The 18,089-nt window shown below is 69.1% G+C and carries 15 protein-coding genes; 5 read left to right on the top strand and 10 right to left on the bottom strand.

The window, feature by feature from the left end; genetic code table 11:
* Positions 1-16 precede the first annotated feature (16 nt).
* Together ABZ434_RS18120 and ABZ434_RS18125 are read right to left on the bottom strand one after the other, a co-directional pair.
* Positions 17-3,571, bottom strand: coding sequence for a type I restriction endonuclease (locus ABZ434_RS18120; RefSeq protein WP_359137201.1), 3,555 nt, complete (start codon positions 3,569-3,571; stop codon positions 17-19).
* A gap of 544 nt (positions 3,572-4,115) precedes the next feature.
* On the bottom strand, positions 4,116-4,604 hold the full coding sequence (locus ABZ434_RS18125; RefSeq protein ID WP_359137204.1) for an ATP-binding protein: 489 nt from the start codon (positions 4,602-4,604) through the stop codon (positions 4,116-4,118).
* Positions 4,605-4,901: 297 nt separating this feature from the next.
* Here ABZ434_RS18125 and ABZ434_RS18130 point away from each other — a divergent pair, with 297 nt between their 5' ends.
* The gene (locus tag ABZ434_RS18130) at positions 4,902-5,756 is read left to right on the top strand and encodes a helix-turn-helix transcriptional regulator (protein ID WP_359137207.1); all 855 of its coding nucleotides are present in this window, start codon (positions 4,902-4,904) and stop codon (positions 5,754-5,756) included.
* Positions 5,757-5,786: 30 nt separating this feature from the next.
* On the top strand, positions 5,787-5,999 hold the full coding sequence (locus ABZ434_RS18135; protein WP_359137322.1) for a DUF397 domain-containing protein: 213 nt from the start codon (positions 5,787-5,789) through the stop codon (positions 5,997-5,999).
* Between the two features lie 3 nt (positions 6,000-6,002).
* Here ABZ434_RS18135 and ABZ434_RS18140 read toward each other — a convergent pair whose 3' ends face one another.
* The 4 genes from ABZ434_RS18140 to ABZ434_RS18155 all read right to left on the bottom strand — a co-directional run bounded on the left by ABZ434_RS18140 (position 6,003) and on the right by ABZ434_RS18155 (position 12,012).
* Entirely contained in the window at positions 6,003-7,220 is a 1,218-nt protein-coding gene (locus ABZ434_RS18140) for a restriction endonuclease subunit S (protein ID WP_359137210.1), read from the bottom strand.
* On the bottom strand, positions 7,210-9,807 hold the full coding sequence (locus ABZ434_RS18145; protein WP_359137212.1) for a class I SAM-dependent DNA methyltransferase: 2,598 nt from the start codon (positions 9,805-9,807) through the stop codon (positions 7,210-7,212). Before ABZ434_RS18145 ends, ABZ434_RS18140 begins: the two co-directional genes overlap by 11 nt.
* 109 nt (positions 9,808-9,916) lie before the next feature.
* Positions 9,917-10,747, bottom strand: coding sequence for an RloB family protein (locus ABZ434_RS18150; protein WP_359137215.1), 831 nt, complete (start codon positions 10,745-10,747; stop codon positions 9,917-9,919).
* Positions 10,744-12,012, bottom strand: coding sequence for an AAA family ATPase (locus tag ABZ434_RS18155; RefSeq protein WP_359137218.1), 1,269 nt, complete (start codon positions 12,010-12,012; stop codon positions 10,744-10,746). The genes ABZ434_RS18150 and ABZ434_RS18155 overlap by 4 nt, the downstream gene beginning before the upstream one ends.
* Before the next feature lie 375 nt (positions 12,013-12,387).
* Here ABZ434_RS18155 and ABZ434_RS18160 point away from each other — a divergent pair, with 375 nt between their 5' ends.
* Complete coding sequence (locus ABZ434_RS18160) at positions 12,388-13,260, top strand: GNAT family N-acetyltransferase (RefSeq protein ID WP_359137221.1); 873 nt, start codon at positions 12,388-12,390, stop codon at positions 13,258-13,260.
* A gap of 24 nt (positions 13,261-13,284) precedes the next feature.
* Here ABZ434_RS18160 and mnmA read toward each other — a convergent pair whose 3' ends face one another.
* On the bottom strand, positions 13,285-14,421 hold the full coding sequence (mnmA, locus tag ABZ434_RS18165; protein WP_359137224.1) for a tRNA 2-thiouridine(34) synthase MnmA: 1,137 nt from the start codon (positions 14,419-14,421) through the stop codon (positions 13,285-13,287).
* A gap of 61 nt (positions 14,422-14,482) precedes the next feature.
* Here mnmA and ABZ434_RS18170 point away from each other — a divergent pair, with 61 nt between their 5' ends.
* A complete protein-coding gene (locus ABZ434_RS18170) occupies positions 14,483-15,160 on the top strand; it encodes an N-acetylmuramoyl-L-alanine amidase (RefSeq protein ID WP_359137227.1) in 678 nt (225 codons plus the stop codon).
* 161 nt (positions 15,161-15,321) lie between these two features.
* Here ABZ434_RS18170 and ABZ434_RS18175 read toward each other — a convergent pair whose 3' ends face one another.
* The 3 genes from ABZ434_RS18175 to ABZ434_RS18185 all read right to left on the bottom strand — a co-directional run bounded on the left by ABZ434_RS18175 (position 15,322) and on the right by ABZ434_RS18185 (position 17,197).
* Positions 15,322-16,491 (bottom strand): cysteine desulfurase family protein, encoded by a 1,170-nt coding sequence (locus tag ABZ434_RS18175; RefSeq protein WP_359137230.1) that lies wholly within the window; start codon positions 16,489-16,491, stop codon positions 15,322-15,324.
* Between the two features lie 130 nt (positions 16,492-16,621).
* A complete protein-coding gene (locus tag ABZ434_RS18180) occupies positions 16,622-16,960 on the bottom strand; it encodes a DUF4190 domain-containing protein (protein ID WP_359137233.1) in 339 nt (112 codons plus the stop codon).
* Between the two features lie 60 nt (positions 16,961-17,020).
* Complete coding sequence (locus tag ABZ434_RS18185; RefSeq protein ID WP_359137337.1) at positions 17,021-17,197, bottom strand: hypothetical protein; 177 nt, start codon at positions 17,195-17,197, stop codon at positions 17,021-17,023.
* Positions 17,198-17,284: 87 nt separating this feature from the next.
* Between ABZ434_RS18185 and ABZ434_RS18190 the strand changes: the two genes are divergently transcribed.
* Positions 17,285-17,926, top strand: a complete 642-nt coding sequence (locus ABZ434_RS18190) for a TetR family transcriptional regulator (RefSeq protein ID WP_359137236.1) — start codon at positions 17,285-17,287, stop codon at positions 17,924-17,926.
* Positions 17,927-18,089 lie beyond the last annotated feature (163 nt).

Genomic DNA, 18,089 nt, shown 5'->3' on the forward strand with positions numbered 1-18,089 from the left:
CTGCGACGCCCCTCACTCAGCGCTCATGACGCTCCCCGTACCGCAGGAAGTCGTCACGGCGCTCGACGGCCAGTTCCACCAGGAGTCCGGCCAGCGGGCCGGTGTCCTCCCAGTCCAGGGAGACATGCCTCTCCAGACTGTCCCGAAGGTGCTTGCGGACACGGTCCCTCGTATCCGCCAGGTGCACGATGTCCGGTGAGCGCACATGCCCCGCGATCTCCACGGTGAGGGCACGCGCAGCTGCCGTCAGGTCGGCACCCGGCGGAGTCAGTGCACCCTCCTCCAGTTCCTGCACGAGCAGTCCGTGGACCGGCCGCTCGGTCCACGGGTCGAGACCGCTTCCCTCGCTTGCCTCCACGGCCTCGTTCTCGTTCATGTCGCCGACCAGCCGCGTGAGCTCTGAGGCGGCCTTCTCGAAGTCGTCCCGCATCTGCTCAAGGATCTCGTCGAGGCGTCGGCTGAAGCGGGTGTAACGGGCTCGGTCGGAGCCGATCTCGGCTGCGATGCGCACCTTCACCGAGCTGGACATGTACGAGACCCGGGTACGGGCATCGCTGTTGGCGTTGACCCGCTCCATGAAGTCGGGGGCGGTGAGCTCGATGGGAGGAACTCGCTGCTCGATGTTCGTCACCTTCAGGTGCCGTGCCATCAGCTGCCGGATCTTGGCACCGTAGCGGCGCGGACTGAAGTCGTCACGGCCGTCGAGGTAGCGGCGGCGGGCCAGGTACTGGACCTCGCCGAGGAGCCCTGCGAACGCTTCGTACTTCAGGGCCTCGGGTCGCGGCAGTACGGCGTTGAGGGCGCTGAGGAAGTCACGTGCGAGCTCGTCGAAATCGGCGCGCAGCAACGGGTCCTCAAGCGCGGCCAGCAGATCCTCCCGCTGCTCCTCCACCTTGAGGGAGGTGATGCCCAGCCGGTCCAGGAAGCCGGAGACATGGGTATGCAGATCCGCGAGCAGGGCGTCGGCAGCCGCGTCGGCCTGGAGCAGCAGACGGTCCCGGACCGGCTGGCCGCCCGTGAACGTCTTCTTGTCGAGGTGGTCGACGGACGTGTCGTAGCCGTACAGCTCGCGAAGGTGCGCCTTTTCGTACTCCCCGAGCGAACGGGCCAGCTCCGGGCCGATTCCGACGAAGTCGACCACCTGCCCCCAACGCTTGTTCCGGTACGGGCGGTTGGTGCGGGCGACCGCTTGGAGCAGCCCCGCGCCGGACAGCGCGCGGTCGAGGTAGAGCACCTGCTCGACGGGGGCGTCGAAGCCGGTGAGCAGCATCGACTGCACGACCAGGAAAGCCATGGGAGCCTCACCCGGTTCCTCGCTCTCGTTCACCGGCGGGGCCGGCTGCTGCCCATCCGGGTGCCACTCCTCCCTCGCCCCGCCGGGCGTGCCAAGACCGGAAGCCGAGGTCCCGTGGGCGGACACTTTCCACGCGGGGTCATCGGCAGCGGCGAACGGGTCACCGAGGCCCTTCTGGAAGCGCTCGATGTAGCCGTCCTGCTGTGACTTCGAGGTCCAGCACTTCCATGTCCTGGGGTCCTTACGCCCGCTGTTCGGCTGAGCTTCGGAGATCACCACGGCGGCATCGATGGACCGGAGCAGGTCCCGGTGAGCGACCAGATCCAGCAGCTCACGCTTCTCCGCCTCGGCCTGGAAGGCCGCCATCGGATCGTGGACGTCTGCTGGATCGAGGGCGTCGATCCGCTCCACCAGACGGTCGCGTGCCGCAAGAAGGGCGTCCCGGTAGCGGACGGCCGCGAGTCGTGAGACGGCTGCGAGCTGGGCGCCGAAGCGGTCGGGCAGCGCGTTCCTCGCCCAGTGCCGCAGCATGTAGTCGGCCTTCGCCTCGATCACGGAGGGCGCTTCGAGGATCTCCTTGCGCCGCGCGAACTTTTCCAGGACGCGCTCGCGCTGCTTGGGGTCCTCGGGCACCTTCTCGTCGAACTCGGCGTCCAGCGCCGCCTTCTCGATCACTTCCAGCGGGACGCTGTACGCCTCGTAGCGCACAGGAACCACTGCACCGTCCCGCTCGGCGTCGCGCAGGGTGTAGAGGTCGGCGAACGGGCCGAAGATGTCTTCGGTGGTCTTCCGGTCCTCGCTGAGAATCGGGGTTCCGGTGAAGCCGACCATCATGGCGTTCGGCAGCATGGCACGCAGTCGCGCGTGCTGCCACTGGGCCTGCCCCCGGTGGGCCTCGTCGATCAGGACGACGATCTCGGAGCTCGTGTTCTCCGCCTTGTTGTAAAGGTGGCCGTCGTCGTCCACCTCGGGAAGCTTCTCTTCCCGGCCGTCGTACTCCGTGTCGTCTCTGCGCGCCTTCTGCAGGGTGACGAGTACGAGGTCGGGCACGGGCACAGCGAGGTAGCTGCGCGCCTGCGCCACGCTGGACGCCCGGTAGATCTTCTGGTTGCTCGACGCGAGACTCCCCCGGATCTGCTTCTCCAGGTCGAGCCGGTCCGTCACGACGACGACCTTGTGGTTCTTGAGCCCGGCTGTGCTGCGGAGATGCCGGACGAGGAAGGCCATGGTGAGGCTCTTGCCCGAGCCCTGGGTGTGCCAGACGACTCCGCCCCGCTGGTCGACCGGCTCACCGGCATCGATCTTCCTGCGCCGTTCCAGCAGGCGCTGGGCCAGTTTGTGCACGGCCTTGAACTGCGGGTAGCGCCCGATGATCTTGACTGTACGAGGACCGCTGCCAGCCTGCGTGGTGAAGTCCCGAACCAGGGAGAGCAGGTGGGCCGGTCTCAGCACACCGGCCACCAGGACGTCCTGGTCACTGAGCGCGGTGCCGCGGCTCCTGCCGGCCTCCTCGCGTACCTGTTCCTCGGTGGCGGGCAGAGTGGTGCGCCAGGGGGCGAAGTGCAGCGAGTCGGCGGTGACGGTGCCGAGCTCGGCGTGGTCCCGGTCCGTTCCGATCAGCATCTGGGCGAAGCGTACGAACTCCGCGACGGGCTGGGGCGCGTCCACACCGGCGTAGCCGATGACCTGCTCGACGGCGGCGTCCAGCGCCGCGCGCTGTTCCCGCCGGGCGGACACCAGGGGGGCCTTGCACTCGATGACGACCCAGGGCAGACCGTTGACGAACAGGACGATGTCTGGGATGACGGATTCGGCGTCCTTACGCTCCACCCGGAACTGCGAGACGGCGAGGAAGTCGTTGCCGTGCTCGAACTCGCCGTCCCAGTCGACGAGCTTGATGTGCTCCGGCTTGCCCTTGGTCCAGCCGGGGACGGTCCGGGAGGGGATCCCCTTGCGCAGGAGCTCGGTCGCATCGAGGTTGCCCGCAACACCCCTCCCCGGGCTTCCGAATCCCGGCGCCTTGCCCAGCACCCGGGCGAGGAGGTGATCCAGTTGGGCGTCGGACAGCCAGGTCTTGCCGTGCGGGCCCGGGTTGATCCGGGCCACGGCGTCCCGGAACCGCTGCGCGTAGACGACCTGATCGAAGCCCGTCCGCCCGGAAGAGCCCGGCTCGGTGACCGTGCCGCGCGGCGTGCCGCCTTCGAGGTGCGTCCACCCCATGGCGGTCAGCTGCCTGGTCAGCGGCTTCTCGGTCTTGTCGTACTCCGGCTGCCCCATGCCTGGTCTCCCCGCGCGCCCGTCACCGTACGTCCCACCCGCACCCGTATGGGTGTACGCGGAACTCTACCGGCGGGGGCCGGATCAGCCAGGGGCGGAGAGCGGGGGGGCGAGGCAGGGCGGCGGGGAGGGAAGTGGCGGTCCGCCGATGCCTGGCGAGTGGTTCGCCTCAGACCATGAGGCCGCTCAGGTGTTGCACGCCGGCAGGAACTCCAGCCCCTCCGGTGTCCCGTACGTGAAGACGGCCTTGTACGCCTGCACGACGTCGCACCCCTTATCCATCCACTGAAACGCGAACACGCTCCAGATCACTAAGGCAAGGATGACCACCCAACCCAACGGTTTTGACATGTATGCGATATTCCGCCCTCCCGTGACGGAATAAACCATGCCGCTTGCCCGGACTCGGGCGGGGGCTGTCGGCTCGCATGACGCCAGTCGCCGCCGGGGCCCCGCACCGAACCATGCCGGTACCGGCGGCGCAACACCGGACGAGCCAGGGGCGAAGGGCGCCATGGGTCCAGCGGGCAGGGAGGGGCGGCGGTCAGGTCGCGAGGGCCAGCTCGAACCAGATGGTCTTGCCGCCCGAACCCAACTCCCCTTCCCCTATGGCACATCCGCCCCAGCGGTCGGCGACAAGTTCGAGGATGGCCATGCCCCGCCCCGCTTCGGCCTCGGCACCGACGGCCGGCCTGTAGGGCTTGGGAAGGTCCGGGCTCAGATCCCAGACGCTGACCCTGAGCACCGGATGCTGCCACTGGAGCCGCACCCCGGCGTGCCCCTGGGAGTGCCGCACGGAGTTAGTGGTCAGCTCGGAGGTCAACAGCTCGGCACGGTAGCTGAGTTCGGTCAGCTCGTGCGCCCCGAGGACAGCTCGGAGGATGGTGCGGGCGATGCGGGGGCCGCGCGGGTCATGAGGGAAGACAAGTTCGTAGCTCCAGGGGTCGGCGAAGGGGATGGGGGCGGGGTGGAGCGCGTACGGGGCGTCGTCGTACGGGGCGTGCGGGGCGGTGGGGGTGGGATTGGTCCTCACGGGCACCTCCTGGGGTGCGAGTGGTGGGTGAAGTGGGCTTGCGCCAGGGGTGGTTGCGGTTGGTGAGCCGCGAGTTGCGGTGGCAATGCCGGTCCTGGCCTGCTTCCCGGGCGGGCAGGGTGGATCGGTGCACTTCCGTCGATAACGGTGAGCAAGTGGCGCTCATCAGAGAGTAGAGGTCGAACTCATAACAGTGCTACCAAGTCACTCCGAAGGGTTAACTTGCCGGTTTCGGTGGACCGCGCCGTTTCCGCCCGAAACACTGTGCGCGGGTCCAGCAGAGAACGAGGACGACACATGGCACCACGACACGCCCCCACCATCCTTCAGCGCCGGTTCGGCATCGAGTTGAGGCGGCTTCGCGAAGCTGCCGGCATGACAGCGCCGGAGGCTGCAGGCCTACTGGGAACCGATCGGACGGTCATCTCCAACGTGGAGGCTGGAAGGTTCGGCATCAGCGAGGAGCGCCTGAGGCGTCTGGGCAGCATCTACGAATGTGACGAACCTGATCTGATCGACGCACTGGCAGGACTGACCGGTGGACGCAGGACGGGCTGGTGGGAGGAGTACCGCGGCAAGATCCCGCCGGGCTTTCTGGACGTCTCGGCCCTGGAGAATTACGCCGTTCGCCTACGCACGGTCCAGACAGCGCACCTGCCTGGCCTGTTCCACACGGAAGACCACGCACGCGCCATCTTCGAACTCTTCGTCCCGGCACTCCCCCGCCTGGAAGTTGAACTACGAGTGGCACACCGCATGGCCCGCCAGTCCGTGATCACGAAGGACCGCGGAGTCCCGTACTCCGGCGTGATCCACGAGGCTGCAATCAGGATGCAGCTCGGGGGTCGGAGCGCCGCACGCGCCCAACTGCTGCACCTGCTGGACGCCGGCGAGCGCGCCAACGTAACGCTCCAGGTCATCCCGTTCGCAGCGGGCGGTTACCCGCTCCTCGGTGACGCTTCCGTTCTTTACGTGGAGGCTCCCAACCACCACTTGGACACAGTGCAGATGGACTCGCCGACCGGAGCGGTGTTCATCGACTCGCCTACACAGCTGGCCAACTTCCGCACCAAACTGGACTTGGTCGAGAAGGTGGCGTTGACTCCTTCCGAGTCCAGGAGCTTCATCCGCTCCGTCGTCAAGGAGTTGTAAGAGGTGCCTCACGTGTCCGACCTGCACTGGGTGAAGTCGTCGTTCTCCGATGCAGGTGGGAACAACTGTGTCGAGGTCGCCGCAGTAGACAGCGAGCAGGTCGCGCTCCGCGAAAGCGACAGGCCCGCCAACTTCCTGGTGGCGAGTCCGTCCGCGCTAGGGGCACTCACACGAGAGCTCAAGGCGGGCCGACTCGCGACTCCGTCCAGGCAACATCACGAGCCAGACTCACTTACGCCCTGACGTTCACACAGCGCCTCTGAGCAATTCTTCGGACACTGCGCGCTGGGCAACGCGCGTCTTCGCGATCTGATTCATCACCGCCTCGGCGCGCCGCCGACTGGCTGCGACAACCGCAACGACCCGCTTCTGCTCCTTCGCGGGCACGTCCGGGACTAGTAGCCGTCGCACTGCATCTTGCCCAATGTTCTTCATGCTGCCGCTCGTGCCAGTCGCCATCGCTCTAATCTGTCTGCGAACCGAAGGACTCAGCAGTGTCAGCTCCATGAACTGCGGTTCAGCGACCGTCTCATCCGGGACAAGCCTCAAGGTCTTGTCGCTCAACATGAGGTGTGGAGGCGGGTTCCTAGCGATACACGCCAAGCCAACCAGTTGCTCAGTGTTGGCTCGTGTCATGAGTAGGTCGCCTGCTCTGACCTCATACTGCGGATTGATCAAGCCGGAGTCGTGAACAACCTTGTTCTCTGTCGCCCTGAACTGGCCAGGTTGCACTGCGCTTACTTTGAGAACTCCCCACTGCTCGTCGCCAGCGGGAGTGTCCTCAGCCATCGGGCTCTTGCCTGCTTCGATACGCTGAAGCCACGTGCCGAACGGCACTACACCTGGAGCCGCAGCCATCGCCTGGGTGGCAAACGAGTCACTGACGTCTCTGAGTTTGGCCAGCAGTCGTTCCAGCCCGCCGATCCGCCGCTCGAAGGCGACGTTCACGGCGACGATCCGGCGCTGCTCGTCCATCGACGGGACGCCGATTTCCAGTTCCTTGAGGCGTGCAGTGTCCAAACGGCCCGTGCCATGGCTGGTCTCTTCGACCATGCTCAGGATCTCCGGCGTACGAACCCGGATCGCGTAAGCAAGGAAATGGGGATCAATACCGTCGGCGGGGATCAAGGCCTTGACGTCTTGTCCGAATGCCACCTGCCGCTCAGCAACACCGATTCTGAACTCCGACTTGAGGCTCATGCCCCGCACTACGAAGAGTGTCGTACCCGGTTCAGCCAGTCTCGACCCGTTCTTCGCGCCTAGCAGGGTAAGGCGGCGTGCGGAGTCCGTGACGTGGAAGTCCTTCATGCTTGCGCCACTGATCCACGGGATATCACCGCCCCAGTAGGCACCGTTCGACGTGCTGGGAGTCCCGCCCGACCGCCACTGTCCCGCATCTGCGAGTCGCAGCCGCCGCCAGCCAGCCGGCAGAGAAGCGCGCTTGCGCTCAGTCTCAACGCGCATAGCCCAGCTCCTCCAGCCACTTTCCCAACTCGCCCGCAGCCCCATCGCTCTCCGCCTCCAGGTCGGCAAGCGACACCGCGTACTTGTCCGCCCACCCACGGAACGCCGCCACCAACTCGCGCCGACGCCCCGCCGCAGCCGAGTCCAGGCGCCCGGAGAGGTCAGTGTCCAGGACCTCCAGGACCACCCGCTCCGGGCCACCCTTCTCCGCGTTCCTCACCACGTCCCGCGCGGCCCGCAGCTGGCGCAGGAACACCTCATCCAGGGCCTTCCGCTTCTTCCTGACCGCCGCCAGCGCCTTCTTGCACGCGGCGACATCGTCGGCCAGCTCAGCAAGCTTCTCCGCCGAGGCCACCGGAGCGGCGTCCTCCTCCGGCTCGACTCCGTCCGCGTCCTCCGCAGCCGCGTCCTCGTCCCCGTCCGCCGGCACCGGCCCCTTCGCCTCGGCCAACGCCTCCAGCGCCGTCTTGTACGCCACATCCGCCTCGGCGACCGTCTTGTCCGCCGCCGTCACCGCATCCAGGAACTCCGGGATCAACACGCGCACGACGGGCTGGTCCATGGCGCGACGGCGGTCGAGTGCCGTGACCGTCGTCCTACGGGTCGTGCTGTCGTCGTCCGAGATCACCGGCTCGACGATCGCCTCGACCGAGTCGACCCACCCCGTCAGCACCCGCTCGAACCCGCCCGCGGCCAGCGCCTTCATGTCGTAGCGGTTGGTGGCCCACCAGTCGGCGATGATGCCGGCCGTGGTGAACTCGTCGATCACGCCGACGGCGCCGATGTCCCGCTTGAACGAGTCCAGCAGCCCGCTCCGCAGCTTCATCAGCTCACGGTCCGCCGCAAGCCCCGCGAACAGCGGCGCGTGGGCCTCCCACCACGTGGCGTACACCTCGTCCAGCTCGGACTTCTTCTTCTCCGCCAGCCACGGGATGCGGGCCGCCGTCGCGTCCGGTCCCTCCGGCAGGAAGTCGTAGTAGTCCGGGTCGCCGTCCCGTACCGCGAACAGCTCCGTCGCGTCCACACCGAACGAGCTGAACAGTTCCGCCCGGTCCGCGACCTCGGTCACCGGGACCCCGCCGTAGAGGTGCGCCCGTACGTCCTGCGGCTCGGCGGGCGGCGAGTTGTCCACCCAGCGGCGGATGTTGAGATTGGCCTCCGCCGCCAGCAGGTCCTCCACCTCGACCTCGCGCGAGTACCGGGGGATCTGGCGCCACTGCTCGTACGTGGTGACGATCTTCTCCACGTGTTCCGGACGGAGCTCGTTCTGGTTCCGGCCCACCGTGAAGTCCCGGTCGGCGTTGATGAACAGAACCTTGTCCGCCCGGCCCGTGCGCTTGCGGTGCGGGCGGCGGAGCACCAGCACGCAGGCCGGGATGCCCGTCCCGTAGAACAGGTTCGGGCCGAGGCCGATGACCGCCTCGATGCAGTCGTCCCTGAGGAGCTGCTCGCGGATGTCGCGTTCCTTGCCGCCCCGGAACAGCACCCCGTGCGGCATGACGATCGCCGCGACGCCCCGTTCCTCCAGCACCGCCACCATGTGCTGGACGAACATGAGGTCGGCCTTCTTGCCGCCCTCCGGCGCCCAGTGCTTCATCCGCTTCCCGTGGTCTTCATCAGCCTTCCTGACCAGAGAGGCGTCGTAGTTCAGGGAGAACGGCGGGTTGGAGAGGACCTTCGTGAACCGGCGCAGCTGCGTGGTACCCGGCTGGAAGTGCAGCGGTTCGGTGAGGGTGTCACCGTGCTTGAGGTCGAACTCCCTGATGCCGTGCAGCACCATGTTCATGCTGGCCATGGACCAGGAGGGGCCGTTCTTGTCCTGGCCGTTGACCGAGAGGTGCGTCGGGTCCTCGCCGTGCTCCTCCACATGCTCGCGGGCCGCGATCAACATGCCGCCGGAGCCGGCGCACGGGTCGTAGACGGACTCCTGGGCCTTCGGGTCGACGAGTCGGACCATCATGCGTACGACAGCACGCGGGGTGTAGAACTCCCCGCCCTTCTGCCCGGCCGAGTCGGCGAACTCTCCCAGCAAATACTCGTAGGCAGCGCCCAGCATGTCGGGGAACTCGAAGTCCTCGTTGCGCAGCCGGTAGAGCGTGAAGTGGCGGATCAGCTGGGACAGTTCGGCATCGGTGAAGCGGGGCTTGGTGCCGACGACCTCGTTGAAGCTGATGTGGGTGGTCACACCGGCGAGACGCTCGTTACCCTCGCTCAGCGCGACCATTGCCTGGTCGAGCCGCTCGCCGACCTTGTCGGTGAGGGTCTGGATGCCGGGCGCGGGACTGTCCGGGGCCGCAGGGTCGACGTGGGGGCCGTTCCACCAGCGCGCCCGGGGCGGGACGTAGAAGACGCTGGTGTACGAATCCGGGTCGTTGGCCCTCGTCAGCGCCTTCGTCTCGTCCTTCGTCCGCTCCAGGTGCTCGCGGTGCACCCGCTCCCACTCCGGCTGGAACTCGTCCGAGGCGCGCTTCAGGAAGAGCATCCCGAAGATGTAGTCCCGGTACTCGGAGGCGTCCATCCGGCCCCGCAGGATGTCGGCGGCCGAATACAGGTGCCGTTCGAGCTCGGGCAGGGTGATTCTGGCCACGCGCCATTCCTTCGTACGTACGGTGAGCGGATCGGGATGCTCAGGGAAGCGTAGACGTCCCTCGGATCCGGTGCGGACCGATGGCCGGATCGGGCTGCCTCCCGAGCGATCAGGCGTCCACGATTTCGAGGCTCACCAGCAGCCGCCAGACATCGGTGGACGGGTCGCGGTCGAGGACCGGGCAGTCGGTGGCGTGGCCCGGGTGCGGGATCAGCGGATCGGGGCGCTCGGGCGCCCTTTCCCACCGGTAGCGGTCCTTCCGGGTGGACTCCGCCTTGCATCTGCCGTGCTCGCACTGCTTGACGAGGCTCCGCGCGTGGCTGACGGCGGCGGACTCCTTCTTTTTCAGTGCCTCACGACGCCCGTCCTTGACGCTCTTGTCATTCCGCTTGTCGAAGTTCTTGAAGGCCGGGTCCGCCTGCCGCAACGCGTCCACCACGTCCTTGCTGCTGCCACTGCGCTTGCCGCCGAACGCCTGGAAGTGGAGCAGCAGCCACAGGTCGAACGAAGGATGCGAGAAGCAGACCTCGGTGCCCGTCTCAGCCGCCAGTTCCAGCGCCTCGGGAATGTCGTGGTGCTGGTCCCTGTCAAAGAGGGCCCATGCCTCGTCCTCCTCCGCCTTCTCCTGGACCTTGGCGACCGCCCTGGCCGGCGTCAGCCCGTTCTTGGCGAACACCGGCTGGATGCGGAACCGCCGTCCGCCGGTGAGACTGCCGTCCCCAAAGCGTTCGTTGAGGTAGTTGAGATAGTCCGGCTCGGTGGACTCGCCCTCGCAGCCGACGTACAGCACCCGTTGCGCCCGCGTATCGGCCGGAGGCGGTGGCGCGGGAGCCACGAGGGGCTTCTCTTCGCCCTTGCGGCTCTTACGCTTCCGCCGGGGCGGCTCGTCCGCCTGCTCCTCGGCACCGTGCTGTCCCTGCTGCCCGCCCCGCGTACTCACGCTGTTGCCTTCTCCTCCTGCCAGGACAGTTCGCGGGCGATCTCGCCCGCGCTGACGCGGGGCACCCCGCCATAGCGCCCACGCAGATAGCCGCGCTCCAGGTTCTCGCCGTCCTTCGGGTGGGCGGCGGTGAGCGGATAGATCTCCGTCGCCCCCGACCGGTCCTTGGCCGCGATCCAGACCTGGTCACGGCCCAGCGGCCGGTCCAGCACCTCACTGCCCAGGAGGGTGGCGTCGTGCGTGGTGAAGATCAGCTGCGCGTTACGCGGGTTGGCCTTCGGATCGTGGAAGATCCGCACGACCTCCGCCGCCAGCGTCGGGTGCAGGGAGGAGTCCAGCTCGTCCACGAGCAGCACCGCGCCCTTGTCGAGCACGGTGAACATCGGCCCGAGGAAGGCGAACCATGCGTGGGTGCCGAAGGACTCCTCCGTGAGAAAGTCCAGCGGGGTGTCGGTGCCGTCGCCGGTGCGGTGCCGCAGCCTGACCGCTCCGGTCTCCGGGTCGACCTCCATGCCGGTGACGCCGAGATCGGCGGCGGCCAGCAGATGCAGGACCCGCTCGCGGTATCCGTCCTTCGCGTTCTGCTCGATGAGGTCCAGCGTCCACTTGGTGCGGTGTCCGACATCCTCGCCGGGTGTCACCAGCCACAGGTTGTCCAGGAACCAGCGGTGCAACGCGGAGAGTTGGCGGTCGTTCAGGGTGGCGGCGGTGGACAGGAACAAGGAATCGGGCCGCGTGACGGACTCCAGGAGTTCGCGATTCCCGGTGAAGCCCTCGCCCTCGAAGACGAACTCCCCGCCTTCCTCCTCGGGACGACCCGCTTCGCGGTCGAACCAGGTCTCCCGCTTACCCCCGGGGTAGGCGTGCAGCCATTCGGCCTCGACGCGCTCGTCCGAGAGCTCGAAGCCGTACGTGAAGCGGGTAGCGCTCCGGCCGAGGGAGAGATCGACCTCGAACAGACTGGTCTCCTCCGCGCATGCGGGGTCGAGCTTGAAGGGCTCGCGCGGCACGCCGGGCGACTTCGTCCAGTCGGCGAACGACGTGCGGACCGCATGGCGCATGTCGGACAGCGCACTGAGCATGTTGCTCTTGCCCGCCGCGTTGGAGCCGAAGATGCCCAGCACCGGCAGAGCGGACACGTCCTGCCCGTCGTGACGGAGCCCGGTCACTCGGGCATTGCCGTCACCGTGATCCGGTCCGATGAGCGACAGCTCGCACTCATCGCGGATCGAGCGGTGATTGGCCACCCGGAAACGCAGTAGCACCCTCGGCCTCCCGACAGGACGGGGAGGCTGACCCCGTCGTACGTACACCGCATGCGGACGATCCGCACGTGCAGCCTATGACGCGGGCTCCGGGCGTGCCAGCCCCGGCCCTCTCAGCCCGCCGCCGCCGTGTTGGAACGCCATTGGTCAGCGGCGCAGCGCGGAAGGCTGGGCCGTCGGGCGCATCGCGGCGTCCGTGCCGCCGTCGACGTACAACACGGCGCCCCCGGCCACCACGAGGGCGTCGACCCGGCTGCCGGCGGACGCCCTGCCGGGGGCCGAGCACCCTGCGCGGTCACGCCCCCCAGGGGTCGGGCGTTGCCGCGCGGGGCGCCCAGGCGTGCATCTGGTGCGGGCCGTCCGAGATCATGGGGCATGCTCCCGGACGGCTGGCACCTCACCCAAGACGTTGACGACTTCCTCGCCAGGGCCGGAGACTTCCTGCGCTCGCGCCCCGCCCTGCACAACACGCCCCTGACGGACATCGAGAAGCTGCGGACACGAGAGGTCGCCGGTCACGACGCCGAAGCCGCCGTGTTCGGCCGACTGGAGTCAGGAGGCAGGGTCCGCGCGATCCTCTACCTCACCCCGCACGGCCGCCTGGGTCTCACTCCCCTGTCCCCCGAGCAGACCGACGCCCTCGCAGCTCACCTGGGCGGCCTCGGCCTCTCCCCCGCCCACGTCATCGCGGACCACGACACCGCCGGCGCCTTCACCGAGTCGTGGCAGCGGCACACGGGGGCGGTGTCCCTGCCCTTCTGGCGCACGCATCTCTACCGTCTCGGCACGCTCACTCCCCCGCTGCCGCGGCCGGAGGGCCGGGGGCGGGTCGTGGGCGTCAGGGAGCGCGATCAGGTCGTGCGCTGGTGCCGCGAGTTCTGCGTCGATGTCGGGGAGCAGCCCTCCATCGACCTGATCGACGCCGGGAACTGGGACGACTCGCGGTTCGGCGACCGGCACTTCACGTTCTGGGAGACCCCGGACGGCACTACCGTCTCGATGGCGGCCGCGACCTCGCTCGTCGGCGGCATGGTCCGCGTGGACCCCGTCTACACCCCGGCCCGCCTCCGCGGCCACGGCTACGCGGGAGCCGTGACGGCCGAGGCAAGCAGGGCGGCCCTGGCCGCGGGCGCGACGGACGTCGTCCTGTTCACGGACCCGGACAACCCCACCAGCAACGCCCTCTACCAGCGCATCGGGTACATCCATGTCGCCGACTTCGCCGGGCACAGGCTCGCGCGGCGCTAGGTGTATTGACCCTCAGATTGACCCTCAGTCGGAAGCCGCCGCCGCCGTCTCCCGCCGCACCGTCGTCGCGATCGTCGCCGAGCCGACCACCCGGGTCCCGTCGTAGAGCACGATCGCCTGGCCGGGGGCCACGCCCCGTACCGGCTCGGTGAACGTGACGTGGAGCGTGTCGTCGAGGAGCTCGGCGCTCACCCCGGTCTCGCCGCCGTGGGCGCGCAGCTGGGCGGTGTACGTGCCGGGGCCGGACGGCGGGGTGCCGCACCAGCGGGGCCTGATCGCGGTGAGGGCGGTCACGTCGAGGGCCTCGACGGGGCCGACGGTCACCGTGTTGTTCACCGGGGAGATGTCCAGGACGTAGCGCGGCTTGCCGTCGGCGGCCGGGTGGCCGATGCGCAGGCCCTTGCGCTGGCCGATGGTGAAGCCGAAGGCGCCCTCGTGGGTGCCGAGCTTCGTACCGGACTCGTCGAGGATGTCGCCCTCCGCCTTGCCGCCGAGGCGGTCCGCCAGGAAGCCCTGGGTGTCGCCGTCGGCGATGAAGCAGATGTCGTGGCTGTCGGGCTTCTTGGCCACGGCGAGACCGCGGCGCTCGGCCTCGGCACGGATCTCGTCCTTCGTGGTGAGGGTGTCGCCGAGCGGGAACATCGCGTGGGCGAGCTGACGCTCGTCCAGGACGCCCAGCACATAGCTCTGGTCCTTGGCCATGTCCGAGGCGCGGTGCAGCTCACGGCTGCCGTCGTCGCCGAGGACCACGGTGGCGTAGTGGCCGGTGCAGACCGCGTCGAAGCCGAGCGCCAGGGCCTTGTCGAGCAGGGCCGCGAACTTGATCTTCTCGTTGCAGCGCAGGCACGGATTGGGGGTGCGCCCCGCCTCGTACTCCGCGACGAAGTCCTCCACGACGTCCTCGCGGAAGCGTTCCGCGAGGTCCCAGACGTAGAAGGGGATACCGATGACGTCCGCGGCGCGGCGGGCGTCACGGGAGTCCTCGATGGTGCAACAGCCGCGGGCCCCGGTCCGGAAGGACTGCGGGTTCGCGGAGAGGGCGAGGTGCACACCGGTCACGTCGTGGCCCGCCTCGGCGGCGCGGGCCGCGGCCACGGCGGAGTCGACACCGCCCGACATGGCGGCGAGCACACGGAGGGGGCGCTGGGAAGTCTGAGTCATAGCTCCACCAGGGTACGGGTCGCCGGGAACCGAAAGCTCGCGGATAAGCGTTGTCGATCACATGGGGACCAAGGGGACGGCGGGCGCCAAGGGCCCCGCAGGATCGGGGACCGGCAGCGGCATCAGCCGGCGCGCGGTGCTGATCGGCGGTGTCGTCACGGCGGCGGGCACGGCGGCGCTGGCGCGGGACCAGCTGAAACGGGCGTGGTGGCGGCTGCCCGGGGTGGAGAAGCCGCGTACACCGGGTGAGGTGGATTACGCCCGGGCCACATGGACGGCGGCCTCCGAGGCGAACTGGCGGCGGGCGGACCGCCCCGACGACTACGACATCGACCGCGTGGTCATCCACATCACACAGGGCGGCTTCAACAGCGCGGTACGGGTCTTCCAGGACCCGGCGCACGGGGCCGCGGCGCACTACGTGGTGCGCAAGGACGGGCATGTGACGCAGATGATCCGCGAGCTGGACGTGGCGTTCCACGCTGGCAACCGCTCGTACAACGAGCGCAGCGTGGGCATCGAGCACGAGGGCTTCGTCGACCGTCCGCAGGGCTTCACCGCCGCGATGTACGGGGCGTCCGCCCGGCTCACCGCGGCGATATGCGCGAGGTACGACATCCCGGTGGACCGCGAACACGTCATCGGTCACGTGGAGGTTCCGGGGACCGACCACACCGACCCCGGGAAGCACTGGGACTGGGACCGGTACATGAAGCTGGTCCGGGCGGCGAAGGCCTGAGGACCGGCCGCAGGAGTTGCCTGCCGGCGCCTGACGGGGCACCCGCAGCAATTGTCCGCCGAGGCGGGACCTCGGACCGGCCGCAGGAGTTGTCTGCCGAGGAGGCAGGCGAGCGATCCGTGAATGACGCCGGCGCCGGCGAACGGCCGGACCCGGCGCCGTCAGCTGAGTCCCGCCGTCCTCGCCCGCTCCACCGCCGGGCCGATCGCCCGCGCCACGTCCTCGACGTCCTGCTTGGTCGAGGTGTGGCCCAGCGAGAAGCGCAGGGTGCCGCGGGCCAGGTCCGGGTCGGTGCCGGTGGCCAGCAGGACGTGGCTGGGCTGGGCGATCCCGGCCGTGCAGGCGGAGCCGGTGGAGCACTCGATGCCCTGTGCGTCCAGCAACAGCAGCAGCGAGTCGCCCTCGCAGCCAGGGAAGGTGAAGTGCGCGTTGGCCGGCAGCCGCCCGCCGGGTGCCGGGTCACCGCCCAGGACTGCGTCGGGGACCTGGGCCAGGACGGCCGCTGCCAGCTCGTCGCGGAGCCCGCCGATCTCCCGGGCGAAGTCCTCGCGCCCGTCGGCGGCGAGCCGTCCCGCGACGGCGAACGCGGCGACGCCGGGCACATCCAGGGTGCCGGAGCGCACATGGCGCTCCTGACCGCCGCCGTGCAGGACGGGTACGGGGGTGTACTCACGGCCGAGGAGCAGGGCGCCGACCCCGAACGGGCCGCCGATCTTGTGCGCGCTCACGGTCATCGCGGCCAGCCCGGAGCGGGCGAAGTCGACTTCGAGCTGGCCGAAGGCCTGTACCGCGTCGGCATGCATGGGGACGTCGAACTCGCGGGCGACCGCGGCCAGTTCACGTATCGGCATGACGGTGCCGATCTCGTTGTTCGCCCACATCACGGTGATCATCGCGACATCGTCGGGGTTGCGGGCCAAGGCCTCGCGCAGCGCGTCGGGGTGGACGCGGCCGTATCCGTCGACCGGGAGGTATTCGACGGTGGCGCCCTCGTGCTCGGCGAGCCAGTCGACGGCGTCCAGCACCGCGTGGTGCTCGACGGGGCTGGCGAGGACCCGGGTACGCCGGGGGTCGGCGTCGCGGCGGGCCCAGTACAGGCCCTTCACGGCGAGGTTGTCCGACTCGGTGCCGCCGGAGGTGAGGACCACCTCGCTGGGGCGGGCGCCGAGGGCGTCGGCGAGGGTCTCTCTGGACTCCTCGACGGTACGGCGGGCCCGGCGCCCGGCGGCGTGGAGTGAGGACGCGTTGCCGGTGACGGCGAGATGCGCGGTCATCGCCGCGATCGCCTCCGGAAGCATCGGCGTGGTCGCGGCGTGGTCGAGGTAAGCCATGGTGGGCTCGATTCTACGAGCCCGCGGCGGGGCGTACGGCGGGCGCATGGGGTTCTGGGGCCCGCGCACCCTGGAAGGGCAGGCCCGGCCGCCCCGTTCCGGTGGCGCGAGGGCCGCGGTCAGCGGTCCGTCAGCCGCTGAAATTCCAGGCGACGACGCCGTTCCCGGTGACCAGGAAGGCAAGGACCACCAGGTCGGCGATGCCGAGCGCAAGGCCGAGCAGGGCGCGGCCGCGGCGGGTGGTGGAGCGGGCCAGGGCCACGACGGCCATGACGATGGCCGCAGGTCCGAGCAGCAGGTTCATCACCAGAAGGCCGACGAGGCCGAGCACGAAGGACGCGACGGCGAGACCGTCCGCGTCCCGGGCGGAGCGTCGGACCGTCGAGGGCGCGGCAGCCGGGACGCCGGGGTCACCGTCGGCCGGCCGGGCGGCGGCCTCGGAGCGACGGGAGTGTGCGGTGAGTGTCATCGTGCGGACTCCTTCGGATCTGGATGCAGAGGTGGACGGCCGACGGGCTCGGGATCCGGCTCACCGGGAGCGGCGGCGCGCACCCGCTCGCTCGCGCACGGTGAAGACCAGCAGCCAGCAGCCGATCAGGGCGCCGAGCGTCAGGGACAACGGAAGCGGAATCTGGACCACTGCTCCCAGCACGATCCCCAGCAGGAGCAGGGCGGCGACAAGGACGATCATGGTCAGCCTTTCCACGATTGAGAGTACGACTGTTCACTGACTCATCAGTCTAGACCCGCATGCCGCTTCCCCGCCCCGGAGAACAGTTGTTTACTGAATGGCATGAGTCACACCGCCGGCATCCGCCAGACCCAGAAGCTGAAGACACGGCAGGCCCTGCTGGACGCCGCCCTCGGACTGCTGGAGGACCAGAGCCTGAGCAGCCTGGGCCTGCGCGAGGTGACGCGTGCCGTGGGCGTCACACCCACGGCCTTCTACCGGCACTTCGACGACATCGCCGCTCTCGGGGTGGCCCTGGTCGAGCAGACTCTGGGCAGCCTGCACGGAATGATCGGCGCGATCCTCGCCGAGACCGGCGACAGCGAGGTCCGGCTGGACCGCAGTGTCGACCTGATAACACGCCATGTCCGGCAGCAGCCTGCCCACTTCCGCTTCATCGCCCGCGAGCAGCACGGCGGGGTCGGCCGGGTCCGAGAAGCCATCGCGGCGCAGCTCCGGCTGTTCGCCGAGGAGGTGGCGGCGGCGCTCGCCGGCGAGCCCGAGTCACAGGGCTGGGACGAGGCGGATCTGCTGATGCTGGGCGGTCTCTACGTCGACCACATGGTGATCACCGCGTCGGCCATGCTGGACGCGGGCCCCGGTGGTGACGCACAGGTCGCCCGCGTCGCCCGGCGCCGCCTGCGGCTCGTCACACTCGGCCGCCTGCACTGGCTGGACGAGCCCGCGCCGGATGCCGGGGCCTGAGGCGAGCCCCCGAGGGCGTCCCGCAATCCCTGGTGGATCGGAGCGCGCCGTCGGATGCGGTGCATCGCAAGGCGGCGAGGCGCCGAGGCGCCCGCATTACTGGACGTATTCGGGCGTTCAGACAACGCGGCGAGGTGCCATCGCCGTCGTCGCGCGCCCGCAA

Origin of the sequence: Streptomyces sp. NPDC005761, assembly GCF_040630635.1 — a bacterium.
In the GTDB taxonomy this organism is placed as follows: Bacteria; Actinomycetota; Actinomycetes; order Streptomycetales; family Streptomycetaceae; genus Streptomyces.

What these genes read in the sequence shown, in the direction of transcription:
- ABZ434_RS18140 (WP_359137210.1), bottom strand. Translation starts at nt 7,220, where the DNA reads ATGCGCGTTGAGACTGAGCGCAAGCGCGCTTCTCTGCCGGCTGGCTGG.
- ABZ434_RS18120 (WP_359137201.1), bottom strand. Translation starts at nt 3,571, where the DNA reads ATGGGGCAGCCGGAGTACGACAAGACCGAGAAGCCGCTGACCAGGCAG.
- mnmA (WP_359137224.1), bottom strand. Translation starts at nt 14,421, where the DNA reads ATGACTCAGACTTCCCAGCGCCCCCTCCGTGTGCTCGCCGCCATGTCG.
- ABZ434_RS18160 (WP_359137221.1), top strand. Translation starts at nt 12,388, where the DNA reads ATGCTCCCGGACGGCTGGCACCTCACCCAAGACGTTGACGACTTCCTC.
- ABZ434_RS18190 (WP_359137236.1), top strand. Translation starts at nt 17,285, where the DNA reads ATGAGTCACACCGCCGGCATCCGCCAGACCCAGAAGCTGAAGACACGG.
- ABZ434_RS18170 (WP_359137227.1), top strand. Translation starts at nt 14,483, where the DNA reads ATGGGGACCAAGGGGACGGCGGGCGCCAAGGGCCCCGCAGGATCGGGG.
- ABZ434_RS18175 (WP_359137230.1), bottom strand. Translation starts at nt 16,491, where the DNA reads ATGGCTTACCTCGACCACGCCGCGACCACGCCGATGCTTCCGGAGGCG.
- ABZ434_RS18130 (WP_359137207.1), top strand. Translation starts at nt 4,902, where the DNA reads ATGGCACCACGACACGCCCCCACCATCCTTCAGCGCCGGTTCGGCATC.
- ABZ434_RS18180 (WP_359137233.1), bottom strand. Translation starts at nt 16,960, where the DNA reads ATGACACTCACCGCACACTCCCGTCGCTCCGAGGCCGCCGCCCGGCCG.